A 24,836-nucleotide genomic window follows, 5' to 3' on the forward strand; every position below is an offset into this window, starting at 1 on the left:
TGCGAGGATAGACCAGACGTGGCACTGGTCACGCCCCCTCGGGGATTTTCGGACGCTCGCTGGAAGCCTGAAGCACGAAGGAGTCGGACATGCGCGTGGATCTGCTGACGAAGGAGTACCCGCCCGAGGTCTACGGAGGGGCCGGGGTGCACGTCGCCGAGCTGACCCGGGTGCTGCGTCCGTCCATCGACGTGCGGGTCCGTGCGTTCGGTGCGGAGCGCGACGAGGAGGGCACCTCCTCCTACAGCCCGCCGGCCGAGCTCGAGGGCACCAACGCCGCCCTCTCGACGCTGGGCACCGACCTGCTCATGGCGGCCGACTGCGCCGGGGCGGACCTCGTCCACTCCCACACCTGGTACGCGAACTTCGCCGGGCACATGGCCTCGCTGCTGCACGGAATGCCTCACGTGCTCTCCGCGCATTCGCTCGAGCCGCTGCGCCCCTGGAAGGCCGAGCAGCTCGGCGGCGGCTACCGCGTGAGCTCCTTCGCCGAGCGCACCGCCTATGAAGGGGCGGCCGGCGTCATCGCCGTCTCCGGCGGCATGCGCGAGGACATCCTGCGCGCCTATCCCTCGGTCGACCCCGACAAGGTCCACGTGGTCCACAACGGGATCGACATCGAGGAGTGGTCCCCGAACCCCGAGACCTCCGCCCTGACCTCGCGAGGCATCGACCCGGACGCCCCCACGATCGTCTTCGTCGGCCGCATCACCCGCCAGAAGGGCCTGCCGTACTTCCTGCGCGCCGTGCGCGACCTGCCCGCCGACTACCAGGTGGTGCTGTGCGCCGGCGCCCCGGACACCCCGGAGATCGCCGCGGAGGTCGACGGCCTGGTCCGCGAGCTCCACGCCGAGCGCGGCAACGTGCATCTGATCACCGAGATGCTGCCCCGGCACGAGCTCACCCAGATCCTCACCCACGCCACCACCTTCGTGTGCCCCAGCGTGTACGAGCCGCTGGGCATCGTGAACCTCGAGGCGATGGCGTGCGGCACCCCGGTGGTCGCCTCCGCCACCGGCGGCATCCCCGAGGTCGTGGCCGACGGGGAGACCGGCTACCTCGTGCAGCTCGAGCAGGTCACCGACGGCACCGGCACGCCCGTGGACCCGGACCGCTTCGTCGCGGACCTCACCACGGCGCTCGTGAGGATGGTCTCGGACCCGGAGCGGGCCCGCGAGATGGGCGAGGCCTCCCGGCGTCGCGCCGCCGAGCACTTCTCGTGGACCTCGATCGCCGAGCGCACGCTCGAGGTCTACAGGACGGTCATCGCGCAGGGCGTCTGATCAGGAGGCGATCCGCTCGACGGCCTCGATGAGCGCCCCGCGGGCGACATCGTGCAGCTCGTCGAGCAGCCCGCGCCGGGCGAGCGCCTCGGCCAGGTGCACGGTGTGCCCGTGCCCGTCGTCGATCTCGGACCGGGTCAGCAGCAGCGTGCGCGCGGCGAGCACCAGCAGATGCGCGTCTCCTGCGTCGACATGGCGGGGGAGGGCCGTCGAGATCCAGGTGGCCGGGATCCTGGCCGGCTCCACCGGCTCGTCCGGCACCAGATCCAGCTCGATGCTGCCGTCGGCCGCCCGGCGCAGCGCGCGCAGCAGCTCCTCGCGGGCGTGACCGGAGCTGGCCGCCGGTGGGACATGCGCGCCCACGGGGGCGTCGTACCGGACCCAGCTCACGGCGGTCTTGCTCCTGCCGTCCTGCTCGGTCGGCAGGGAGAGCGGGATCAGCGTGTGGTCCGCGATCCCGGCGGCGGTCACCACGATCGCCGATTCCGCCTCGATCGCGGCAGGTAGCGCCGCCGGCGGGCCGACGAGGCCGGCGATGCGACCGGGCGCGGGGAGCACCAGGCGCAGCTGGGCGAGGGGGAGCCGGCGCAGGCCCGTCATCCAGTCGAAGAGGTCCACCCCCTCGTCGCCGGGTCCGCTGCGGCCCACGCCGTAGCTCATGTCGGCGGCGTCGTCGGGCCCGAGATCACCGTGCAGATAGGTCGAGGCCCACAGGGCCAGCACTGCGGCCCGGGGCAGGGCGACGAGGTCCCTGCCGGCGGCCGCCTCGCTCACGCGGCCCCGTCCGCCGCCGCGACGAACACGGCCTCGCGCTCTGCGGTGTCGACGGAGTCGAGGCGCACCCGCACCACCTCGCCCAGCGCCGCATCCATCGGCACCCAGGCGGTGACCGGGGGATCGGAGAGCTGGACCTCGACGCGGGTGGGCGTGCCGTCGTTCCCGTCCTTCGCCGGGCTCGCCTCGCGCCGCTCGATCACGGTCGCCTCGAAGGTCTCGCCCGTCCAGGCGGCGAGCGCCGCAGCCTCCACCAGGTCGATGGCCTTGCGCTCGAGATCGCCGGACCGTGCCCCGGTGACCCGCATCGCCTCGGGGATCTCGGCGAGCGCGGCGAGCAGCTCGGCCGAGGGCTCCATGCCCTGCACATGGGCGTGGCACACGAGCAGCACGAAACGATCCACGAGCCGCCGCAGGGGCGCCGTCGTATGCGCATAGGGAGCGGCGATCGCGGCCTGCTCCGGATCCTCCGGGATCTCCTCGGGGCTCGTGAACGCCGCGTACGAGGCGCCGCGGAAGAGCGCGGTGGCATGGTTGAGGAGTGCGAGATGCGCCGGCTCGTGCCAGTCCAGCGACCGCAGGAAGTCCCCGTAGGCCTGGTCGGTCGCCCACGGGATGCCGAGCACCTCGGCCTGACGGCGGAAGCGGTCCACGGCGCTGTCCTCGGCGGGCGGCATGGTGCGCAGGATTCCGGAGCCGTGCTCGAGCATCAGCTGCGCCGCGGCCATCCCGGTCATCAGCGAGATCTGGGCGTTGGAGTCCTCGATCGGTCGGGGGCGGCGCCAGGTCAGGCGCACGTGGTCGCCGTCGGCGACGACCTCCTGCTCGGGGACGTTCAGGCTCGCCCCGCCGCGTGCGGACTCCAGCTGCGCGCGTAGTGCTCCGATCTCCTGCAGCAGGACCATCATCGGGTGGCCGTTCCCGTGCTCGAGATCCTCCTGCACCTGGTCATAGGCGAGCTTCTCGACCGATCGCACCTGCGAGCGCTCGAGGTCGATCCTCCGCACCTCGCCGGCGGCGTCCAGGTCCAGGACCCAGACGAAAGCGGGCGAGGGCTGGTCAGGGAGCAGGGAGGCGACCCCTTCGGAGAGCACCTCCGGGTGCAGGGGGATGCGCCGGTCCGGGAGGTACAGGGTCTCGCCCCGACGACGGGCCTCCCGATCCAGGGCGCTGTCGAGACCGACGAACCAGGGCACGTCCGCGATCGCGTAGAGCACACGGAAGCCGTCATCGGTGCGTTCGAGGTGCATCGCCTGGTCGAGGTCGGTCGAGCTCGCGGGATCCAGGGTCACGAAGGGCACGTCGGTGCGGTCCGAGCGCCCGTCCCCGTCGATCTCCTGGGCGGCGACCTGCTCCGCCTCGGCGAGCACATCGGCGGGGAACTCGAGCGGGATCTCGTCCGCGGCGGCGGCCAGGAGTGCGTCGATGCCCTCGCTGATCACGTCGGCCGCGACCGATCCTCGTGGGGCGCTCAGGGACACGGGACGATGCGGCACAGCGACCTCCTGGAGGGTGGTTCGGGCCCTGCCAGCTTACGGGGAGCGAGGGGGAGAACGGGGGGCGTCCGACAGGTCACGGGATGGCGAAAGCAGAGAATTCTCCTCGGGCACCTGGGCATTCCCGGGACGTGAGCTCCACGGTCCGATAGCGTTCCGGAAGCGCCAGCGAGCGCTCTCCCGACTCCTCGAACCTGCTGAAGGACACTTCGTGCCGCTCCTCCCCGGCCCACGCATCCGCCTCCTCACCGCCGCGATCGCCGCCCTCGGGGTCCTCGTCGCCGGACCAGCACTGGCCGAGGTCCCCGCGGCGGAGGACGGCTCCGGGCTGCACCTGGACACCGCCTCCAGCGCGCCGGATCTGGTGACCGGCGGCGACGCCCTGGTCGAGATCTCCTCCGAGCACAACGTCCCTCACGATCGCGTGGAGGTCACCCTGAACGGGAAGGACGTGACCTCGGCCTTCACCTGGGACGGGAGCCGCGAGGTGCTGGTCGGCCGCGTCGACGGCATGGTCCAGGGCGAGAACCTGCTGCGCGCCGCGCTCCCGGGGCAGGCCCGGGGTGCGGACGAGCTCACGGTGATCAACCATCCGGACGAGGGGCCGCTGTTCAGCGGGCCGCACGAGCAGCCCTTCGCCTGTGAGACCCAGGACTTCGAGGTCCCCGGGACCGACGAGACGCTCGGCGAGCCGCTCGACGAGAACTGCTCGATCGAGGACCGCGTCGATCACGTCTACTACACGACGTCCGGAACCTGGGAGGCGTTCCCCGAGGACGCCACCTCCTACCCCGACGACCTCGCACGCACCACCACCGACGAGGGGATCGAGGTGCCGTTCATCGTGCGCCTCGCCCACGGCACCGCCAACCGCGGCATCTTCCAGCACGCCGCGCTGCACGATCCGCTCACCGAGGACCCGGTGACCCCCGCGGCCCGCCCCGCGGGCTGGAACGGCGAAGTGGTCTACACCCTCGGCGGCGGATGCGTGGACGGCTGGTACCGCCAGGGGCCGACGACCGGAGGGGTGCTCGACCCGCGGGTGCTGTCGAAGGGCTACGCCATGGTCTCGTCGTCCCTGAACGTGTTCGGCAACAACTGCAACGATCTGCTCACCTCGGAGACCGCCCAGATGACGAAGGAGGAGTTCATCGAGACCTACGGCCGCGACGACTTCACCATCGGCCTCGGCGCCTCAGGAGGCTCCTACCAGGGCCACCAGGCCGCGGACAACTACCCCGGGATCTTCGACGGCATCGTCGTCGGCGCCTCCTTCCCGGAGGTCGGTTTCGCCACGATCGATTCCATCACCGACGCCCGACTGCTGCAGAACTACTTCGCGGGCGGCGCCGACGTCGACTGGACGCAGGAGCAGAAGCGGCAGGTCACCGGGTTCCAGACCCTCGCCACCATGGACAACGTCTCCGGCGGCGCGCTGCGCATCGATCCGCGCGAGTTCTGCCCGCCGACCCTGCCCCAGGAGCAGCGCTACGACCCCGAGACCACTCCGACCGGGGTGCGCTGCGACGTCTACGACCACACCGCGACCATCTACGGCACCGACCCGGAGACGGGCTTCGCACTGCGTCCGCTGGACAACGTCGGCATCCAGTACGGGCTCGCCGCCCTGGCCGACGGGACCATCGACGCCGACCAGTTCCTCGACCTCAACGACGCCATCGGGGGCTACGACCAGGACGCGAACTTCCGCCCTGAACGCTCCGTCGCCGACCTCCCCGCCGTCGAGGCCGCCTATCGCACGGGGCGCCTGACCGACGGCGGCCAGGGACTCGCGAGCACCCCGGTCATCGACTACCGCGCCTACGCCGACGAGAAGCCGGCGGGGGACATCCACATCAGGTATCACACCAGCTCGATGCGGGAGCGCCTGCGCGACGCGAACGGCTCGATCGAGAACCACGTCAGCCTGCTCGAGGACGACCGGTACGGCCTGTTCTCGACCAAGAGCCCGCTGCTGATGCACGCGCTGACCGAGATGGACGCCTGGCTCACGGAGCTCGAGCCGACGGACGACCTCCAGGACCGGCCCACGCTCACGGAGATCGGAGCGGCCCGGCCGGACTCCCTCGTGGAAGGCTGCATGGATCAGGGCGCCGAACCCGAGTTCCACGCGATGACCCTGGACCGCGATCCCGCCTCCGAGTGCGAGCAGCTCTACCCCTCGGCGAGCTTCCCCCGTGAGGTGGCCGGCGAATCGGTGAAGGCCGACGTCATCGCCTGCACCACGACAGAGCCCGTACGGGACGAGTACCCGGTCGAGTTCACCGACGAGCAGTGGGAGCAGCTCCTGGCCGCGTTCCCCGACGGCGTGTGCGACTACACGCTCCCGGGGCGCGGCGAGGTCGAGCATGCGGGGACCTGGCAGCGGTTCTGACGATAGGCTCGGAGCATGTCCGTCGCAGCAGCCTCCCTGACCGATGTCGTCGTGCGCCGCAGCGGGCGCAACATCCTCGATTCCGTGACCCTCGAGATCGCCGAGGGCGAGCGCTGGGCGGTGCTCGGCCCCAACGGCGCCGGCAAATCGACGCTGGTGCGCCTGCTCTCCGCCCGGATGCACCCCACCTCCGGCACCGTCGAGATCATCGGCGAGCAGCTCGGCAAGGTCGACATCTTCGAGCTCCGTCCCATGATCGGTCTGGCCAGCCAGGAGCTCGCCGACACCATCCCGGTCGAGGAGACCGCGGAGAACGTGGTGGTGACCGCCGGCTACGGCGTGGTGGGCCGCTGGCGCGAGCAGTACGACGAGATGGATCTCGAGCGGGCCCGCACCCTGCTCGCAGCCTTCGGCGTCGGCGATCTCGCCACGCGCATGTTCGGCACCCTGTCCACCGGTGAGCGCAAGCGGGTGCTCGCCGCCCGCGCCCTCATGACCGACCCCGAGGTGCTGCTGCTGGACGAACCCGCCGCAGGCCTGGATCTCGGCGGCCGCGAGTCCCTCGTGCGCACCCTGGGGCGCCTCGCGAAGGACCCTGCGACGCCGGTGACCGTGCTGGTCACCCACCACGTCGAGGAGATCCCTCCGGGCTACACGCATGTGGCGCTGCTGCGCGAGGGCGGCCTCGTCGCCGCCGGCCCGATCGAGGAGACCCTCACCTCGCAGAACCTCACCCGCACCTTCGGCCTGCCGCTGATCGTCGAGCAGCGCGGCGAGCGCTACACCGCCCGCTCCCTCTCGCTGGACTGACCCGGCGGTGGAGCACGCACAGCTGCAGCGGATCACCGACCTCGGCGATCCGGCCCTGGACGACTACCTGCGCATGACCGACGTGCGGCTGCGCTCGCGCGTCGAGGTCGAGCGGGGCCTGTTCATGGCCGAGAGCTACGAGGTCATCTCCCGCGCGGTCGACGCCGGGATGGAGCCCCGCTCCTTCCTCATGTCCGAGAAGTGGAAGGACAAGTTCGCACCGCTGTACGAGCAGTTCCCCGACGTGCCCGTGTATGTGGGCGAGGGGGACCTGATCGAGCAGTTCACCGGCTTCCACCTGCACCGCGGCGCACTGGCCTCCATGCAGCGCCCGGTGCTTCCCGAGGTCGCGGAGGTGCTGCGCACCGCCCGCACCGTCGCGGTGATCGAGGACATCGTCGACCACACCAACGTCGGGGCCCTGTTCCGCTCCGCCGCGGCGCTCGGGGTCGACGCGGTGCTGGTCACCCCGCAGTGCGCGGACCCGCTCTACCGCCGCTCCATCCGGGTGTCGATGGGCACGGTGTTCCAGGTGCCGTGGACGCGCCTGGAGGCCTGGCCGCGCGAGGGTGTGGACCTGCTCCACGACGCCGGCTTCGACGTGCTCGCCCTCGCCCTCACCGACGGCGCCGTCGCGCTCGAGCACCTGGACCTGGGACCGGATCGCAAGGTCGCCTTCGTGCTCGGCGCGGAGGGCCACGGGCTGAAGCCCGCCACCCTGGCCGCCGTCGACCAGCACGTCGTGATCCCGATGGCCGGGGGAGTGGACTCCCTGAACGTCGCCGCCGCCAGTGCCGTCGTGTTCTGGCAGCGGCGCGCCGCTCTCATCGCCTCCGGCGCGCCAGCAGGCTGACCGCGTTCGGCAGGCGGCCGTCCCAGGCCGCCGCCGCGCTCTCGTCGTCCGGCATCCAGAACGGATCCGGATGCTCCGCCAGGTGCAGGAGCTCGAACCCCGCGCCGAGCACCGTCATCACGAGCTGCGCGAGGGTGCGCTGGTGCTCCGTCGCCCCGCGGGCCGGGAAGGTGTCGTTGACGTGGCTCGCGGCGAAGTAGCTGCGGTCCTCCCGCACCCTCGCCTCGTCGTGGTCCCAGGCCCACAGCGGCACCAGCGGATGCCCCTCATGGACGAACAGATGCCCACCCGGCCTCAGCAGCCGGTGCATCTCCGCCGCCCACGCGTCGAGATCGGCCATCCAGATCAGGGCGCCCTTGCCGGTGTAGACCAGATCCGCACTCTGCGCGGGCCGTCCGGTGTCAGGCAGCTCGGCGAGCTCGTATCGACACGGCGCGCCCAGCTCGTCGGCCCGCTGCTGGGCGGCCGCGACCGCCGTCGGGCTGTAGTCGAGCCCGAGCACGGAGTGCGCCCCGAGCCGGATCAGGGCATGGTCGTCGAGTCCGTGCCCGCTCTGCGGATGCAGCACCTCAGCGTCCTCGATCAGAGGCCGGAGCTGCTTCTCCTCGGTCGGCAGCAGCCGCGCCGTGCGGGCCTGCTCGAGATGCTCCGCGTACTCCCTCACATGCTTCGAGGAGGCCTCGTCCCAGGCTCGTCGGGTGTCGTCATAGGTGCTCATCACCCGAGGCTAGAGCGCCACGGAGCGTCGAGCGAGGGAATTCGTCCCGGATCTGTCGACGCCCGTGGCCGACGGTCAGATGGGGGAGGACGAGCAGGCGGCGGCGACCTGCGCAGTGAGCACCCGGACCGGCTCGGGATCGTCGAGCTGCACGAACAGGACCCGATCATCGAACCAGGACGTACGCCTCCCCACACGCTGAAACGACTGTTGCATCGCGAACAGCCCCTCGAGGCGATAAAGATCCTCCTCCTGGAGATCACCGAGGAGGACGAAGGGGTGGAGCACTGTCACGTGCGCGGGGATCCCGTCGGCCGCAGCACTGTCGAGCCGCCCCCGATGCCTCCCGACAGCGCTCTCGGCACCCGGGACCCTCAGCAGCAAGGCTGTCGCGTCGGTGCTCTCCGTCGTCGCCGTCATATCCTCGTCCTCAGTTCGCGATCTCGACCGTGATGAGCTGCGGGAAGGTCAGCGTCGACCAGTACGACTCCGCCGCCTGGCCTGCTTCTAGGTAACCGATCTGCACGAGCCACGCGACCAGGACCATGCCGTGCGTCGCGATGACGAGGTCGCTCCCTGGGTGAGCTCCGACCGCCAGGGCGAATCGTCGCCGCGCCTGGTCCGGAGTCTCCCAGTCGCGATGCCGGGCGTCGAGCTCCCCGCGGATCCACGCTCCACGCCTCTCGGAGGAGAACTCGTCGAAGGGTTCGCCCGGCCTGTGCACCTCGCAGAATCCGATGTCTGCTGCCGGCTCCCTTCCGGCCACCAGCCGAGCAGTCTCGATCGCCTTCTGCTCCGTGCTGCTGAGGAGGATGGAGCCCGCGGGCAGCTTGTGACGCATCGAGAGGGCGGCGGCCCGGCCCTCAGAGCTCAACGTCCAGTGCGACGGCGGGAGGTGAGGGTCCGGGATCGGCATGGCGTGACGCAGCAGGTGCACCTGCCGTGTCTGCCCGGGCTCCCGCTCGCTGCCGCACGCCATGTTCAGAGCGTGATCTGCAGCTTTACGTCCGTCGGGCGTCCTTCGAGGAAGCGCTCGAAGGCCTGCACGGAGTTGTCGAAGGTGAAGGTCTCCGAGACGAAGCGGGAGAGGTCCACGGAGTCGCTCGCGGCGAGATCGATCGCCTTCTGGTAGACGTTCGCATACCGGAACACCGTCTCCAGGGAGATGCCGCGGCTCTGGGCGGTGGCGATGTCGAAGGGCACAGGGTCCACGGGCATCCCGACCAGGACGATGCGGCCGCCGGGGGCGGGCAGCGACCAGAGATTCTTGTACGCGGGAGCGGCACCGGTGGCCTCGAAGACCACCTGCGGCCCCCAGCCGCCGGTCTCCGCACGGACCCGTTCGCCGAGGTCCTCCTTCGTGGCGTCGACCGGGACGATTCCCTCGAGCCCGTCGAGCAGGGCGAGCTTCTCGGGGAGGACGTCACTGATGTAGACCGTGCTGGCGCCGCCGGCGCGGGCGGCGATTGCAGTCATGATGCCGATGGTGCCGGAGCCGATGACGGCTGCGACGTCACCGGGCTTGATGCCGGCCTTTGTAGCGGCGAACATGCCCACGGAGAACGGCTCGATGAGGGCGCCCTCGGCGAAGCTGAGGCTGTCGGGGAGCTTGTAGGTGTAGGCGGCGGAGTGGATGACCTCGTCGGTCAGGCAGCCGTCGACCGGCGGGGTGGCCCAGAACTGCACGGCGGGATCGACGTTGTAGTTGCCTTCCTTCACCGCGCGGGAGGAGGGGTCCGGCACGCCGGGCTCCATGGCCACGCGATCCCCGGGGGAGAGGTTGGTGACGCCCTCGCCGACCTCGACGACGGTGCCGGCACCCTCGTGGCCGAGGATCATCGGCTCTTCGACGACGAAGGGGCCGATCTTGCCGTCAGTCCAGTAGTGCACGTCGGAGGCACAGATCCCGACGGTGTGCATCGCGATGCGGACCTGACCCGGACCAGGGGAGCCGACGGGCTCGACCTCTTCGATGGACATCCGGTTCTTCTCCTGCAGCACGAGCGCGCGCATGGAACTCCCTTTCGACGTGATGTGTCCGAGGCCTCATGATCGCAGAGTCCTGTGACGTCATGACGGGAGGCTCGAGGTGTGAGCAGGCGCGGACCTGTGGGAGAACGCGGCGCAGGAAGCGTCGCCGATTCTGCCGGGGCACTCGGATGGTCGACTGCTCAGTCGCCGAGTCAGGAGGGGCTGTCGTCGGGTTCGTCGAGCTCGTCGGGTGAGGGTCGGGGTCTCAGGGGTGGCAGGGGATTCCTCTCGAGGAACTTCTGGAGTGCTTCGTCGCTGTCCGCGCCGTGTGCTCGGTGTCCGGTGCGGCGCTGGTTCTCGAGATGGCGTTGTTCGATGATCCGGTCGCGGGCGGGGCGGGCGGCTTCGATCTCGGCGATCCGGGTCGCGTCGGCGTGGGCGCGCAGGTGCGTGTCCCAGGCCTGGTCCAGCGCGGCGGCGAGGACAGGGGTGAGCAGGTCGTGCTCTTCATAGGTCGCGGTGCGCAGCTCGCCATCGATCGTCCACTGCGTCCGGGTGGGTTCGATGATCGGCCGACGTGGGACCGGGCGGGGAGGCAATGTGGCAGGTGGGAACCGGGGTGGATCTTCGGGAGTATTCCGGAGCGGTTCAAGCCTGGAACCGGACTCTGGATTGTGACCTGAGTCTGAATCGGTGTCGGTGTCGGTGTCGGTGTCGCGTTCGGGGTCGATGAGACCCGCAGTTTTGATCGTGTGGTGCAGCCAGCAGAGTCGGTGGAGGTTCGCCAGCGACGTCGGGCCGCCGGCGGTGGGGTCGGTGTGGTCGTATTCCTCGATGTGGTCGTCCTCCGACGCCAGCACCGTCGCCCGCGTGCAGCCGGGGGCGGCACACACGGGGTGGCGGAGGCGGAGTTGGAGTCGCATCTGCGCGGTCGGGGTGTACGTGTCGGCGGTGACGGGGAGGTAGGCGCCGGTGGTGGGATCAGTGAGGATCCGCTGCCACGTGGCCTGACCCGCGGCCAGAGCGCGGGCCTGCTCGGCGGGGACCGGGATCAGCCCGTCGATCACCCCGGGCGCGTCACTCTCACCCAGCAACGTCATCGCCGGCACGGTGACCAGCAGCTTGTACGGGGAGGCGGGCTCGGGGACCGGGTCGGTGTCGAGCATCGACTGCGTCAGCACCGCATACCGCAACGCCGCCAGCGACATCGCTCGGCCGCGTTGACGCAGCACCTCATCAAGATCGAACGGGATCGGGGTGTCGCTGTCCTGGTCGTTCAGGGCGTGGCGCTGGGCTTTCTGAATCGCCAGCGCGGCGACATCGAGGCGGTGGGCGAGGGCCTTGATCTCCAGCGTCGGCCCCGTCACCGACAACGTCGCGATACCCCGGGTCGGGTCGGTGATCTCAAGATCCACACGCCGCTCCGATTCCGGAGCCACGGGGATCGTGCCAGCGGTGACCAGGGTGACCAACGAGTTCAGGTGGCGGGCGAACTGATCCCGGGAGATCGACGCCAGGTCCCACCCCGCCACGTGCTCATCGACGACCCGGACCTGGTCATCGGGCAGCGCCCGTACTTTGCGCAGCAACAACCGGTGGAAATCCTCAGGCAGATCCCCGGTGGAGAGGACCTCGAACGTGCCGGGCATCAGGGACACGGAGCGGTGGGCGTCCCGGATCAGGCACTCCGCCCGATGCAGGGACGCCCGTAGACCGGTCGCGACCTTCAACGCGGAGATGTCTGCTGAGTCGATGCACCCATCGGACTCTGGATCCCGGGTCAGGAACGCCGTGAGCAGCTCCTGCTCCCGGGCATAGAGCATCGTGCGGTCGCGCATGTTGTCGTGGATCGCCAGTGCTCGCGCCGCCTGTTCGCTCTCGGGCTCGGCCTCGCAGGCTTCGATGACCCGCTGCGCGGTCAGCGCCCGCCGCGCACGCACCGTCCACACCGGCACCGCAGGAACTGCACCCGAGACGGAGGCAGGATCGGAGGCGGCACCAGAAGGACCACTGGAATGATCGCCGGAAGGACCGCCGGAGCGGTCGCCCGGAACGTTGCTCGCAGGCCCATCCTGCCCGCCACCGGACAGCGAATCCTGCTCGAACTCCTCACCCACGACAACCCCTCCTTCCCACCCCTGGAAAACACCGGCCTCACTGCCGACGACGTCACCCCAGTTTATCCCCTAGAAAGCCTTTTCGATAGACCCGAACGGCAATGTGGATCAAATTGTGGATAACCATCCACTGTGGAGGAAGGAATCGTTTCGGAAGGCACTCCGAGGGAACGCCTTGAGGGAGATGCGGGGTGGATGCAGTGCGGGGGCACACCGAAGATCCCACTCGCCGGCTCCCCGAATGGCGCGGCCGAACGATGCGGCTGGGCCCGATTGTCGGACCTACCCTTCAGGCACCGCGGAGGAATGCTGTTCGGCATCACAAGAATGCTGGATCTCGGGCAAATCACTACACCTCTTGACGCTCCGAACTGCACATTGTGGATAACCGCTATCTGTGGAGGAAAGAAGTGCATCGACCACGCAGACCCCTCCGTTCCCATCGGCCTACCCAGCCTCAAGTCGCCCCGGGAGGAGGGGCCACGAGGAGCCTGCGAGGGCGCCCGTGGGGTGGTCTGCGGGGAGGTGCTGCCGCCTGGTGCGCCGACTGTCCCACCCCTCCCGCACACTCCGTACGTACGTTCGAAGTCACGACCTGCAGGGCTTGACTCGCCCTTCACGGCCAGGCGTAGAGTTCGAACAGATGTTCGATTAGAAGCAATGCGCAGTTCCCGGCCGGGACAGAGCGGGATGGAGGTGGATCAGTGAGCATGCGTCTGCAGGCGGCTTCTCGCGAGGCCGAGCCCGCGAACCGCGAGGATCGCCTCGCGCTGGCCCGCGCCACCCTGGGTGCCGCTGAGCGCAGCGCCTCCCGGTGGGGAGGGCGGATCGACCGCACAGCCCTGCGCACCGCGACGACACCGGCAACACAGACAGCACAGACAGCAACGACGGAACAGGCAGAGCAGGGCCTCGCCGACGACGGGATGGGCACCCGGGTGCCGGTGCCCGGGCCGCTTGCCGGGCTGTTCCCCCGGGGCAGCCTGCGGGCGGGAAGCTCCGTTGCGATCACGGGCGCCGCCAGCACGTCGCTGCTGCTGTCCCTCGCGGTCGCGGCGGCGGGGGAGGACTCCTGGTGCGCGATCGCGGGCATGCCCGATCTGGGGCTGCGCTCCGCGGTCGATGCCGGTCTGGATCCCTGCCGTCTCGCCCATGTGCCCGCGCACGGCGAGCAGCGCCCCCAGGTGCTCTCCGCCCTGGCAGACGGCGTCGACGTGCTCGTGCTCGGTCCTGATCTCGATCTCGCCCCCGCGCTGTGGCGCAGCCTGCTGGGTCGCGCCCGCACCGCCGACACCCTGGTCCTCGCCGCCGTCCCGCCCGGACGCGCCGATCTCACCCTGCGCTCCACGACGCTGCGCTGGACCGGTCTCGGCGCAGGCTCGGGACGGCTGCGCACCCGGCGTCTCGAGGTCGTCGCGAGCGGCCGGGGGATCGCCGGGCAACGGGAGGTCGAGGTGCTGCTGCCACAGGTCGGCGGCATGATCGCGGCAGCGCCGCAGCAGCGCAGCCGGTCCGAGGGCCAGGCTGTCCCGACCCCGGTGCGCCTGCTCGAACCGGTGCGGAGGGCCGGGTGATGACCCTCGACACTCGCACCGACGCCAGTACCAGCACCGCAAGCACCGCCAGCACAGCAACCCGCACGATCGCCGTCACCGTCCCGGACTGGCCGCTGCTGGCCGCGCTGGACCGGCATCAGCGTCGGCTGGTCGAGGAGAGCCCCGAGGGCGGACCCGCCGTGATCGATCCGGTCGTCGTCCCCGTGATCCTGCTCGACCAGCATCGCGTCACGCACACGAGCGCCGCCGCGCGGGAGGCCGGCGCGCTGCCCGGCATGAAGCGCCGTGCCGCGCGCGCAGCCTGCCCCGAGGCGCTCGTGCTGGAGGCGGACAGGGAGAACGAATCGGCCCTGTTCGAGCTGGTCGCGGCCGCGGTGGACACGATCGCCGCCGGGGTCGACGTGCTGCGCCCCGGAGTGCTGCTGATGTCGGCCCGCGGACCGGCCCGCCACCAGGGCGGGGAGGAGAAGCTGGCCGAGCGGATCCTGGACGCGGTCGCCGAGCTCACCGGCTGGGACTGCTCCGTGGGGATCGCCGACGGGCCCTTCGCCGCGCTGCTCGCCTCCCCGCCGGGACGGATCGTGCGGGAGGGGCGCAGCGCCGACTACCTCTCCCCGCATCCGATCACGACGCTGCGCAGCGCCCCCGTCGGCCCCGGCTGGGGGCATCGCGGGCAGCCGTCGGCGCAGCGCCCCGAACGCCGACTGGACCTCGCCGAGACCGTCGACCTGCTGCAGCGCCTGGGGATCACCACCCTGGGGGATCTGGCCGCGCTCCCGTCGGCCGCGGTCGCGGACCGCTTCGGTCCCGATGTCTCCACCTTGCACCTGCTGGCCCGCGGCGACGAGCCCGCCCCGCCCGCCACGCACCATCCCACCCAGCCGATCCTGGCCGAGACCACGCTGGAGACCCCGCTGGTGCGCACCGACCAGGCGGCCTTCATCGCGCGCCCGCTGGCCGAGGAGCTGCACACGATGCTCGTCGCGAACGGCCTGGTGTGCACCCGGCTGCGGATCGTGGCCCGCACCGAGGGCGGCGAGGAGATGGAGCGCACCTGGCGGCACGACGGCGCGCTCACGGTGGCCGATGTCGTGGACCGGATCCGCTGGCAGTGCGACGGCTGGATCACCCGTTCGCGGCTCGGCGGTCCCTCGACCGGAGCGATCACCCGGATCGGCCTGCACCCGCTGCAGCTCGCCCCGGCGGGCGAGAGCGCCCCGGCCCTGTGGGGCAGCGCCGGAGAGGCCGCCGTGCGGGCCTCGCGCGCCTTCGCCCGGGCGCAGGGCCTGGCGGGGGAGGACGCCGTCCAGGTCCCCGTCCACGTCGGCGGGCGACTGCTGGCCGACGAGATGGTGCTCGTGCCGTGGCGCAGCGAGAAACCGGCCTCCCACCCCGGGCCCTGGCCCGGCTCCCTGCCGCGGCCGGTGCCCACCACCGTGTTCCGGGACCCGCCGCCGGTGACCCTCGAGGACGCCGACGGGAGGCCCGTGGTGGTCACCGCCCGGGGTCTGCTGAGCGCCGCGCCGGCGCGGCTGCTGGTCCTCGCGCCCGGGGCCCCGGTCCTGCAGCGTCTCGGCCTGCGCGCCGGCTCCTCGCATCCGGTGCTCGCCCATGGCGCGCCCACCGTGATCGACGAGCGGTGGTGGACGCCGCAGGGCGCCCGCTCCGCCCGGCTGCAGCTGGTGGTGCGCGGCGCGAGCGATGAGGAAACCGCGGTCCTGGCGCTGTCCCGGACCGGGAGCTGGACGCTGGAGGGGCTCTATGACTAGGGGAGACATGACGAAGAGGAGACGCTGATGGCCGGCTGGTTCCTGGGCCCACCCGCGTGGAAGGACATCGAGGCGATCCTCTCGGACCGTCCCGCCGAGCTGGTCGCCCCGCCGATCATCGTCGAGCACACCGGGAAGGTCGCCGACGACGCCTACCGGCCGGCGCGCACCGTCGACTACGCCGAGCTGCACGCCCACTCGCACTTCAGCTTCCTCGACGGCGCCTCGAGCCCCGAGGACATGGTGGAGCAGGCCGCCCGCCTGGGACTGGGTGCGATCACCCTGGTGGACCACGACGGCCTGCCCGGGGCGGTGCGCTTCGCCCGCGCGGCGGGGGAGGCGGGCATCGACACCGTGTTCGGGGCCGAGCTCACCCTCGGGCTCGAACCGGGGGCCGATGCCGCGAGCGCCACCCCGGTCATCTCCGCGCCCCGCACCGGCATCCCCGATCCCGAGGGCGAGCACCTGCTGGTGCTGGTGCGCGATACGGACGGGTACCGGCAGCTCTCCGCCGCGATCGCCCGCGCCCACCTCGACAGCGGGGAGAAGGCGGTGCCGCGCTACCGGCTCGCGGAGCTCTCCCGCCTCGCCCGCGAGGGTCGCTGGCAGATCCTCACCGGCTGCCGCAAAGGGTCCGTGACCCGGGCGGCGGCCGCGCATCTGGCCGACGGGGACCTCGAGGCCGCCGCCCAGGCCGCGGCGGGCGCCATCGCCCGCCTGCTGGACCTGTTCGGGGTCGGGAACGTCGCGGTCGAGCTGGTCGCCGGCGGCGGGGGAGAGGCCGACGAGCTCCACGACGCCCTCGCCCAGGGCGCCCGCCTGGTGCGCGAGGACCACGGCCTGGACGAGATCTCCCTGCCGCTCGTGGCGACGACGAATGCGCACTACGCGCGACCGGCCGACAAGCGCCTGGCCGACACCCATGCCGCCCTGCGCGCCGGGGTGCCCCTGGTCGATGCCGACCCGTATCTGTCCTCCCGGCCCGCGCACCTGCGCAGCGGGGAGGAGATGGCCCAGCTGCTGCCGCGCTATCCCGGCGCGATCGCCGCGGCCGCGAGGCTGGGCCGGGACTGCGCGCTGGACCTGCGCCTGCTGGCCCCGGACCTGCCGCCCTTCCCGGTGCCCACCGGGCACGACGAGGCGAGCTGGCTGGTAGAGCTGGTGGAGATCGAGGGCCGTGAGCGCTACGGGCCGCGGCCCGCCCCGGGACGGCCCGAGCAGATCCCCGGGGCCTGGGCGCAGATCGACCATGAGCTGAAGGTCATCATCGACCTGCACTTCCCCGGCTACTTCCTCATCGTCCACGAGATCGTCGACTTCTGCGCCGGGGAGGGGATCCTCGCCCAGGGGCGCGGCTCGGCCGCGAACAGCGCCGTCTGCTACGCGCTGGGGATCACGGCGGTCGAGCCCGTCGGCCACGATCTGCTGTTCGAACGCTTCCTCGCCCCGGAGCGCGACGGCCCGCCGGACATCGACATCGACATCGCCTCGGACCGGCGCGAGGAGGTGATCCAGCACGTCTACGCCCGCTACGGGCGGGAGAACGCCGCGCAGGTCGCCAACGTCATCACCTACCGGGCCAAGCTCGCGGTGCGCGACGCCGCCCGGGCGCTCGGCTACGACCCCGGCGCGCAGGACGCCTTCTCCAAGCGGATGGAACGGTCCTTCTCCTCGCTCGCCGACGCGGACGTCCCCGCCGACGTGGTCGACCTCGCGAAGCAGCTGCGGGACGCCCCGCGGCACCTGGGCATCCACTCCGGCGGCATGGTGCTGTGCGACCGTCCGGTGATCGAGGTGTGCCCGGTGCAGTGGGCGGCGATGGCGGACCGCAGCGTGCTGCAGTGGGACAAGGAGGACTGCGCCGACGCCGGCCTGGTGAAGTTCGACCTGCTGGGGCTGGGGATGCTCACCGCCCTGGACCATGCATTGACGATCGTCGCCGAGCATCACGGGCAGCACTTCGAGCTGCGCACCCTGCCGCAGGAGGATCCGGCCGTCTACGACATGCTGTGCGAGGGGGACAGCGTGGGCGTGTTCCAGGTGGAGTCCCGCGCGCAGATCTCCACCCTGCCCCGGCTGCGGCCGCGCGTGTTCTACGACCTGGTGGTGGAGGTCGCGCTGATCCGGCCCGGGCCCATCCAGGGCGGATCCGTGCACCCCTACATCCGCCGCCGGAACAAGGAGGAGGCGGTCACCTTCCTCCACCCGCTGCTGGAGAAGTCCCTGGGCCGCACCCTGGGGATCCCGCTGTTCCAGGAGCAGCTGATGCAGATGGTGGTCGACGTCGCCGACTTCAGCCCCGCCCAGGCGGACCAGCTGCGTCGGGCGATGGGCTCCAAGCGCTCCACCCAGAAGATGCTCGAGCTCTCCGACGCGCTGTTCACCGGGATGGCGAACCACGGCATCACGGGGGAGGACGCCGACGCGGTCCACCGCAAGCTGCTCGCCTTCGCGAACTACGGCTTCCCCGAGTCCCACGCCTACTCCTTCGCCTACCTGGTCTACGCGAGCTCGTACCTGAAGTGCCACTACCCGGCGGCGTTCACCGCGGCGCTGCTGCGCGCCCAGCCGATGGGCTTCTACTCACCGCAGTCGCTCGTCGCGGATGCACGGCGGCATGGGGTGCTCACCCGCGGTCCGGACGTGCTGAGGAGCCGCGCCTGCACCGATCTGGAGACCGACGAGGAGCACACCGGCTACCGCGTGGATCCGCCGCGCGAGCAGGTCCAGGGGGAGGCGGCCGCGCGGGGTCCGGCGATCCGGCTGGGTCTGGACCAGGTGCGCGGGATCAGCACGGAGACGGCCGACGGGATCATCGCCGAGCGCGAGCGGGGCGGTCCCTTCGTCTCGGTCCCGGATCTCGCCCGACGGGTGCGGCTGAGCGCCCGCCAGCTCGAGGCGCTGGCGACGGCCGGGGCGCTGGATGCGCTCGCGTCCTCGCGGCGGCAGGCGCTGTGGGCCGCGGGGGCCGCGGCCCAGGAGTCCCCGGACACGCTGCCGCACCTCGCCGTGGGCGCGCAGGCCCCGACGCTGCCGGGGATGAGCGATGCGGAGCTCGCGACCGCCGACGCCTGGGCCACCGGGATCACCCTGGACGATCACCCCATGGCGCTGCTGCGCGAGGAGCTGGCGGCCGCGGGGGTCCTCTCGATCCAGGGCACCCGGGAGGCGGAGGACTCCAGCCGGATCCGGGTGGGCGGGGTGATCACCCACCGGCAGCGGCCGGCGACGGCCGGGAACGTCACCTTCCTCAGCCTCGAGGACGAGACCGGGATCCTCAACGTGGTGTGCTCGCAGGGGTTCTGGGTGCGCCACCGGCCCCTGCTGCGCACTGCCCGGGCGATCGTGCTGCGAGGGATCGTGGAGAACCGCAGCGGGGCGGTGAACCTCGTGGCCGACGACGTCGTGTCCCTGGACCTGGCCGCAGCGGGACGGTCCAGGGACTTCCAGTGAGCAGAGGTTTCCAGTGAGCAGAGGTTTCCAGCAGGTCAGGCGGCCGAGGGCACCGTGCCCGTCGCCATCCGCTCGGGCGAGAGGTCCGCGCGGCGGGCCGAGCGGGAGGCCACCAGGGTCACCACCAGCGAGATCGCGCCCCACGCGAGGATCGCCAGCAGCGTGCTCGAGGTCGACACGAGCGAGCCGCCGAGGGCCGCGTGCACGAGCCCCTGGGTGACGATCGGCAGCGGCAGCAGGGCGCTGACGGACTGCAGCAGCGGGGGAGCGGTCGCGAGCGGCAGGATGCCCACCAGGGTCACCACCTGCAGCACCATCAGCACGATCGAGATGATGCGGCCGATGCGTACGCCCAGCACGGTGATCAGCGCCTGGTGCAGGGCGGCGAACATCGCGGCGCCCGCGAGGGCGACCACGCCCACCGTCAGCGGGGACACCGGGGAGATGCCCACGACGGCGAGCACCGCGAGCACCGCGATGGTCTGCACCACCGCGATGAGCAGCGCGGGCGCCAGGGAGCGCAGCACGACCCGGCCCATCGGGACGGCCCGGTCCAGCAGGCGCCGGGACAGGGCCGGCAGCAGCAGGAAGCTCGCGAACGCGCCCAGCCACAGCGCGAGCGCCGCGACGAAGGGGAAGGTCGCGGTGGACGCACCGTTGGCCTCGTTCTGCCGCGTCGCCTCGGTCTGAACCGGATTCGACGCCATCTCGGCCATGCGGGTCCGCTCGGACTCGGTGTAGGTGGGGACCCCGTCGGCGCCGTCGCGCAGGCCGGTCGCGAGGTCATCGGTGCCGTCGGCCAGCTCGGTGGTCCCGGAGGCGAGCTCCTCGCTGCCGTCGGCGAGGTCGCTCGTGCCCGTGGCGAGGTCGTCGCTGCCGGAGGCGAGCTGGTCCGCACCGGTGCCCAGCTCGGTGGCGCCGTCGGCGAGCTGGTCGTTGCCGTCGGCGAGATCTCCGGCGCCGTCGGCCGAGGTGCGGGTGCCGGCGGCCAGGTCGTCGAGCCCGGTCGCGAGGTCCCCGGCGCCGTCGGCGCTGGCCCGTGCGCCGGTGGCGAGGTCGTCGGCCCCATCGGCGAGCTGGTCGACGCCGCCGGCGTACTGCTCGAGGCCGTCGCGCAGACCGGTCACCCCGGTCACCAGAGAGCCGGCGCCGTCGGCGCTGGTTCGGGCGCCGGTGGCGAGCTGGTCCGCGCCGGCGACCAGGCCGGGGTTCTCGGCGCTGCCGTCCCCGGTGAACGCCGCCTCCACACCTTCGGCGTAGGCGACCACGCCCTGCGTGCCCTGAACCAGGCCCGGCTGGTCCGGTGTGCCCTGGAGGCCGTCGGCGATCTGCTGGACCCCGTCGGCGGCGGCGCCCGCGCCCTCCCCGACGCCCTGGGCGGTGGGGACCAGGCCCGGGTTCTCGGCGGTGCCGTCACCCTCGAGCGTGGTCCCGACCCCGTCGACGTAGCCCTGCATCCCGGCGACCTGCTGCTTCATGGCGAGCGCGGTGGGATCCTCGGGATCCTCCGCGAGCAGGGCGTCGGCGGTGGCATCCATCTGGGTGGCGAGCTCGCGCATCCCGGGGTTCTCGGCGCTGCCGTCCCCGTCGAGGATGCCCTGGAGCCCGTCCGCGTACTGCACGACGCCGTCGGCGCCCTGGACGAGACCGGGCTGCTCCGCGGAGCCGTCGAGGCCGTCCGCGGCCTGCTGGGCGCCGTCGCCGAGCTCGACCGCGCCGTCGGCCACGCTCTGCGCGGTCGGGACCAGCCCGGGGCTCTGCTCGGTGCCGTCGCCCGAGACGGCGGCACCGGCCTGGGAGACGCCGTCGGCGAAGTCCTCGACGCCGGTGGCGAGCTGGTCGGAGCCGGCGACCAGACCGGGGTTCTCGGCCGTGCCGTCCCCCTCGACGCCCGCGGCCAGCTGCTGCACGCCGTCGAGGATCCCGGGTTCGGCATCGGTGCCGTTCATGCCGGTCTGCAGGCCGGCCACACCGGTGGAGAGATCCTCCGCGCCGGTGGCGAGCTGGTCGAGGCCGGTCGCGAGGTCGTCGCCGCCCACCGCCGCGTCATCGGTGCCGGTGGCGAGCTGGTCGAGGCCGTCGGCGAGCTGCCGGGAGCCGTCGGCCGACTGCCGGGTGCCGTCGGCGAGGCTCCAGACACCGCCGGAGAACTCCCGGCTGCCGTCGGCGGCCAGGGTGGCGCCGTCGGCCAGCTCCCGGGTGCCGTCGGCGAGGCCCTGCGTGCCGTCCTCGAGCTCCGTGGTGCCCTCGGCGAGCTGGTCGGCGCCGTCGGCGGCGTCGGAGAAGCCGTCGTGGAGGTCGTTGAAGCCCAGGTAGAGGCCGTCGAGGTACTGCTTCGCCATCTGCCCGCCGGTGGTCGCGGCGGCGGCATCGGCGACCGCGGTGCCGACCAGCGCGTTGATCTGTCCGCTCGCGTCGTTGGTGGTGACCTGGAGGATCGCCGGGGCGGCCTCCGTGGTCCCGATGGTGGTGAGCTCCGCGGAGAAGTCCTCCGGGATCACGACCACGGCGGAGTAGGAGCCGTCCGCGAGTCCCTGCTCCGCGTCGTCGGCGGAGGTCAGCTGCCAGTCGAAGCCGGTCGTCTCCGGGGCATCGGCGTCCTCGACGGTGCCGGGCTGGGTGAGGGCCCCGGCGAGCAGCCGCCCGAGGGGCACCGTCTGGGTCTTCCCGTCGGCGTCGGTGATCTCGGCGCCGTCGTCGAGGTTGACCACGGCGGCCGGCACGGTGTCGAGCCGGTCCACACGATCGCTGAGCGCCCACAGTCCGGCACCGACCACCAGCAGGGGCAGCAGGAGCACCACGATCAGGGTGCGGGGATGGGTCAGGCGGGTCATGCGAGGGCTCCTTCGGGAACGGAGGCGGTGGAGCGCTGGACGGCGAGGGCCAGGAGGCGGCGAGGGTCGCGCAGCGAGTCCTGGAGCAGACGTTCGGCGTCGGAGACGTCAGGTCGACGAGAGCCCACGACGAGCGTGGCACCCTTCTCCAGCAGAGCGTCGAGCCGCTCGACGAGGGTGTCGTCGATGCTCGTGGCACTGTGGGCGAGGTCCTCGAGCCGTTCGACGACGATCACGGCGGTGGACAGGCGGCGACCGGGGATCTCGCGCAGCCGGGCGGCGACGTCGGATCCGGCGGAGATCCAGTGCGCGCGGCCCTGGATGGCTCCGAGGTCGTCCGGGGCGAGGCGGTCGTGGACGGCCAGGAGGCCGGACTCGGGCTCGAGGCGACCGGCGGCGAGGGCGAGGAAGGCTGCCCGGGCGGCGTCGTCGGCGCAGCGCACCACGAGCAGCGAGCCCGGGGCGACGGCTCCGGTGAGCGGGCCGATGGTGCCCTTCTCCCCGACCAGCGGAGCGACGGCGTCCTGGAGGCGCAGCGCGTGGGCGCCGTGCTCCTGGGTCCAGTGCCGGTGCTCGAGGACCGCGTGGAGGCCCTCACCCTCGACGTCGACCTTGGGCAGGGCGCGGTCCAGCCAGCCGGGCAGCCACCAGGCATGCGAACCCAGCAGTGCGAGGACCGCCGGGACCAGCGTCATGCGCACCACGAAGGCGTCCACGAGCACGCCGACGGCCAGGCCCACGGCGATCGGCTGCAGCATGAACCAGCCGGAGGTCACGAAGCCGGCGAAGACGGAGACCATGATCAGCGCGGCGGCGACCACCACGGGGGCGCTCGCGGTGAATCCCTTCTCTATGGACGCCCGGGCGTCCCCGGTGCGGGTGAACTCCTCGCGCATCCGAGAGACGAGGAAGACCTCGTAATCCATCGCGAGGCCGAAGAGCACACCCATGACCATGATCGGCATGAAGGCGACGACGGGCCCGTTGACGCTCACGGACAGCGGGGCGTTGAACCAGCCGTACTCGAACACCATCGCGGTGACGCCGAAGGCGGCCGCCACCGAGAGCAGGTAGCCCAGCGACGCCTTGAGCGGCACCCACACGGAGCGGAACACCATCGCAAGCAGGATGAGGGAGAGTCCGACCACGAAGATCCCGAAGGGGAGGAGGGCCTTGGACAGCTTGTCGGTGACGTCGATGCCGACGGCGGTCGCGCCGGTGACGGTGACGTCGGAGATCGAGTACTCGTCCTCCCAGGTCGCCGCGCTGTCGCGCAGCTCGTGCACGAGGTCCTTGGTGGCCTGGTCGGTGGGTCCGCCGTCGGGGATCACGACCACGACGGCCAGGTCGGCGCCCCGGTTGGGGGTCGCCATCTGGATCTCCTTGACGTGGTCCAGGCCCTTCACGTCGGCCTTCAGATCCTCGACCACGCCGAGCGGGTCGGTGGTGTTGATGATGTCGGCGGTCAGAAGCAGGGGACCGTTGTATCCGGGCCCGAACTCCTCGGCGACCAGATCGTAGGTGTCGCGCGCGGGCGTCCCCGGCTGCTCCGTGCCCAGGTCGGGCAGCGCGAGCTCGAGGTCCTTGATCGGGATCGCGAGAGCGCCGACGCCGAGCACGACGAGCAGGATCGTGAGCGCCGGGACCTTCGTGACCAGCCGCACCCAGAAGGTGCCGAACGAGCGCCGACGGGGCTGCTCGGGATCCGGCTCGGGCAGCACCCCGTCGTTCTGCGCCATCAGGGCGCGGATCTTCCGGGGCCGCAGCCGCTCGCCGAGCACGCCCATGATGGCGGGCAGCATCGTCAGCGCCACGACCACCGAGAGAGCGACCGTCGCGGCGGCCGCGACGCCCATGATGGTCAGGAACGGGATGCCGGTGACGAACAGGCCCACCAGAGCCACGATCACCGTGAGGCCGGCGAAGATGACGGCGCTGCCAGAGGTGGCCAGCGCCCGTCCGATGGATTCGCGCACGTCCTCCCCGGCGCTCAGCTGGTCGCGATGGCGGGACAGGATGAACAGGGCGTAGTCGATGCCGACGGCGAGGCCGAGCATCGCGCCCAGAGCGGTCGTGACCGACGGGATCTCGACCCCGGCGGCGAGCGCCATCACGGCGAGCATCGAGATGCCGACGCCGACGATGGCGGTGACGATCGGGATGACGGCGGGGACGAACGAGCGGAAGACGATCGCGAGGATCAGCAGAGCGATGAGGAGGCCGACGACCTCGCCGACGCCGAAGGGCACCTCGGAGCTCTGCAGCACCTGGCCGCCGATGTTCGCGCTGAGATCCGCGCCGTCGGCAGAGTCGGCGGCGTCGACGAGCTCCTCGATCTTCTCGAGAGAGCCCGCGGGGAAGGCTCCGACCTGACCGTCCATCTGGAACTGGGCGATGATCGCCGAGTCGTCGTCGCTGCGGGTGCCGGGGGAGACGTCGTCGAAGGGGGAGGGGGCCGCTGCCACGCCGTCCACCTCGGCGATCCGTCCCATGAGGTCATCGATCTCGTCGCGGTGCGCGTCGATGTCGGCGCCGTCCTCGGAGAGCAGGACGACCTGACCGGAGGCGCCGCCCATCTCGGGGAACCGGTTGGCGAGGTTGTCGATGCCGCGCTGCCCCTCGGTGCCGGGGATCTCGATGTCCGAGGAGAACGTGCCGCCGAGGCCCACGGCGAGACCGCCGAGGGCGACCAGCAGGATCACCCAGACCGCGATGATCTTCCAGCGCAGGGAGGCCATGAGCAGGCCGAGTCGGTACAGGGACGAGGACACGCGACCTCCAGGGCGGGCACAGCGGATGAGCGACGA

16 protein-coding genes are annotated in these 24,836 nt (G+C 71.7%); 7 read left to right on the top strand and 9 right to left on the bottom strand.

All coding sequences use genetic code 11. From position 1 onward, the window contains the following. Positions 1 to 89 precede the first annotated feature (89 nt). The gene (gene glgA / locus ACT3T5_RS04980) at positions 90 to 1,283 is read left to right on the top strand and encodes a glycogen synthase (protein WP_444593739.1); all 1,194 of its coding nucleotides are present in this window, start codon (positions 90 to 92) and stop codon (positions 1,281 to 1,283) included. On the opposite strand, the gene ACT3T5_RS04985 is transcribed toward glgA, so the two are convergent. Further along, on the bottom strand, positions 1,284 to 2,057 hold the full coding sequence (locus ACT3T5_RS04985; RefSeq protein WP_444593740.1) for a hypothetical protein: 774 nt from the start codon (positions 2,055 to 2,057) through the stop codon (positions 1,284 to 1,286). Continuing rightward, positions 2,054 to 3,553: an RNB domain-containing ribonuclease gene (locus ACT3T5_RS04990; protein WP_444593741.1), complete on the bottom strand. Its 1,500-nt coding sequence runs from the start codon at positions 3,551 to 3,553 to the stop codon at positions 2,054 to 2,056. Before ACT3T5_RS04990 ends, ACT3T5_RS04985 begins: the two co-directional genes overlap by 4 nt. Before the next feature lie 211 nt (positions 3,554 to 3,764). Here ACT3T5_RS04990 and ACT3T5_RS04995 point away from each other — a divergent pair, with 211 nt between their 5' ends. The 3 genes from ACT3T5_RS04995 to ACT3T5_RS05005 are packed head-to-tail and all read left to right on the top strand — an operon-like array spanning position 3,765 to position 7,611. After that, entirely contained in the window at positions 3,765 to 5,948 is a 2,184-nt protein-coding gene (locus ACT3T5_RS04995; protein WP_444593742.1) for a DUF6351 family protein, read from the top strand. Between the two features lie 15 nt (positions 5,949 to 5,963). Further along, positions 5,964 to 6,758 (top strand): ABC transporter ATP-binding protein, encoded by a 795-nt coding sequence (locus ACT3T5_RS05000; RefSeq protein ID WP_444576843.1) that lies wholly within the window; start codon positions 5,964 to 5,966, stop codon positions 6,756 to 6,758. Between the two features lie 7 nt (positions 6,759 to 6,765). Continuing rightward, on the top strand, positions 6,766 to 7,611 hold the full coding sequence (locus ACT3T5_RS05005; RefSeq protein WP_444593743.1) for a TrmH family RNA methyltransferase: 846 nt from the start codon (positions 6,766 to 6,768) through the stop codon (positions 7,609 to 7,611). Here the strand turns inward: ACT3T5_RS05005 and ACT3T5_RS05010 are convergent. The 5 genes from ACT3T5_RS05010 to ACT3T5_RS05030 all read right to left on the bottom strand — a co-directional run bounded on the left by ACT3T5_RS05010 (position 7,583) and on the right by ACT3T5_RS05030 (position 12,417). Then, a complete protein-coding gene (locus ACT3T5_RS05010; protein ID WP_444593744.1) occupies positions 7,583 to 8,329 on the bottom strand; it encodes a class I SAM-dependent methyltransferase in 747 nt (248 codons plus the stop codon). The two genes, ACT3T5_RS05005 and ACT3T5_RS05010, sit on opposite strands and share 29 nt — an antisense overlap. A gap of 75 nt (positions 8,330 to 8,404) precedes the next feature. Beyond that, positions 8,405 to 8,749: a hypothetical protein gene (locus tag ACT3T5_RS05015; protein WP_444593745.1), complete on the bottom strand. Its 345-nt coding sequence runs from the start codon at positions 8,747 to 8,749 to the stop codon at positions 8,405 to 8,407. 10 nt (positions 8,750 to 8,759) lie between these two features. After that, positions 8,760 to 9,308: a histidine phosphatase family protein gene (locus tag ACT3T5_RS05020; protein WP_444576839.1), complete on the bottom strand. Its 549-nt coding sequence runs from the start codon at positions 9,306 to 9,308 to the stop codon at positions 8,760 to 8,762. A 2-nt stretch (positions 9,309 to 9,310) separates the two neighbouring features. After that, positions 9,311 to 10,342 carry an NAD(P)-dependent alcohol dehydrogenase gene (locus ACT3T5_RS05025; protein ID WP_444576838.1) on the bottom strand — a complete coding sequence of 344 codons (1,032 nt, stop codon included), beginning with the start codon at positions 10,340 to 10,342 and terminating at the stop codon, positions 9,311 to 9,313. A 170-nt stretch (positions 10,343 to 10,512) separates the two neighbouring features. Continuing rightward, positions 10,513 to 12,417: an HNH endonuclease gene (locus tag ACT3T5_RS05030; protein WP_444593746.1), complete on the bottom strand. Its 1,905-nt coding sequence runs from the start codon at positions 12,415 to 12,417 to the stop codon at positions 10,513 to 10,515. 710 nt (positions 12,418 to 13,127) lie between these two features. Here ACT3T5_RS05030 and ACT3T5_RS05035 point away from each other — a divergent pair. The 3 genes from ACT3T5_RS05035 to ACT3T5_RS05045 are packed head-to-tail and all read left to right on the top strand — an operon-like array spanning position 13,128 to position 19,195. Next, positions 13,128 to 13,991, top strand: a complete 864-nt coding sequence (locus ACT3T5_RS05035) for a hypothetical protein (RefSeq protein WP_444576980.1) — start codon at positions 13,128 to 13,130, stop codon at positions 13,989 to 13,991. Continuing rightward, complete coding sequence (locus ACT3T5_RS05040; protein ID WP_444576836.1) at positions 13,991 to 15,742, top strand: DNA polymerase Y family protein; 1,752 nt, start codon at positions 13,991 to 13,993, stop codon at positions 15,740 to 15,742. The genes ACT3T5_RS05035 and ACT3T5_RS05040 overlap by 1 nt, the downstream gene beginning before the upstream one ends. 27 nt (positions 15,743 to 15,769) lie before the next feature. Beyond that, a complete protein-coding gene (locus tag ACT3T5_RS05045) occupies positions 15,770 to 19,195 on the top strand; it encodes an error-prone DNA polymerase (protein ID WP_444576835.1) in 3,426 nt (1,141 codons plus the stop codon). A gap of 35 nt (positions 19,196 to 19,230) precedes the next feature. On the opposite strand, the gene ACT3T5_RS05050 is transcribed toward ACT3T5_RS05045, so the two are convergent. Further along, on the bottom strand, positions 19,231 to 22,029 hold the full coding sequence (locus tag ACT3T5_RS05050; protein ID WP_444593747.1) for a YhgE/Pip family protein: 2,799 nt from the start codon (positions 22,027 to 22,029) through the stop codon (positions 19,231 to 19,233). Beyond that, positions 22,026 to 24,800 (bottom strand): MMPL family transporter, encoded by a 2,775-nt coding sequence (locus ACT3T5_RS05055; protein ID WP_444593748.1) that lies wholly within the window; start codon positions 24,798 to 24,800, stop codon positions 22,026 to 22,028. Before ACT3T5_RS05055 ends, ACT3T5_RS05050 begins: the two co-directional genes overlap by 4 nt. Positions 24,801 to 24,836: the final 36 nt, after the last annotated feature.

Source organism: Brachybacterium sp. AOP3-A1-3, assembly GCF_052378285.1.
In the GTDB taxonomy this organism is placed as follows: domain Bacteria; phylum Actinomycetota; class Actinomycetes; order Actinomycetales; family Dermabacteraceae; genus Brachybacterium.

Excerpts from the sequence above, each read along its gene's own strand:
- ACT3T5_RS05035 (WP_444576980.1), top strand. The coding sequence starts at position 13,128 with ATGCGTCTGCAGGCGGCTTCTCGCGAGGCCGAGCCCGCGAACCGCGAG.
- ACT3T5_RS05045 (WP_444576835.1), top strand. The coding sequence starts at position 15,770 with ATGGCCGGCTGGTTCCTGGGCCCACCCGCGTGGAAGGACATCGAGGCG.
- ACT3T5_RS05040 (WP_444576836.1), top strand. The coding sequence starts at position 13,991 with ATGACCCTCGACACTCGCACCGACGCCAGTACCAGCACCGCAAGCACC.
- ACT3T5_RS05010 (WP_444593744.1), bottom strand. The coding sequence starts at position 8,329 with ATGAGCACCTATGACGACACCCGACGAGCCTGGGACGAGGCCTCCTCG.
- ACT3T5_RS05015 (WP_444593745.1), bottom strand. The coding sequence starts at position 8,749 with ATGACGGCGACGACGGAGAGCACCGACGCGACAGCCTTGCTGCTGAGG.
- ACT3T5_RS05050 (WP_444593747.1), bottom strand. The coding sequence starts at position 22,029 with ATGACCCGCCTGACCCATCCCCGCACCCTGATCGTGGTGCTCCTGCTG.
- glgA (WP_444593739.1), top strand. The coding sequence starts at position 90 with ATGCGCGTGGATCTGCTGACGAAGGAGTACCCGCCCGAGGTCTACGGA.
- ACT3T5_RS05000 (WP_444576843.1), top strand. The coding sequence starts at position 5,964 with ATGTCCGTCGCAGCAGCCTCCCTGACCGATGTCGTCGTGCGCCGCAGC.
- ACT3T5_RS05020 (WP_444576839.1), bottom strand. The coding sequence starts at position 9,308 with ATGGCGTGCGGCAGCGAGCGGGAGCCCGGGCAGACACGGCAGGTGCAC.
- ACT3T5_RS05025 (WP_444576838.1), bottom strand. The coding sequence starts at position 10,342 with ATGCGCGCGCTCGTGCTGCAGGAGAAGAACCGGATGTCCATCGAAGAG.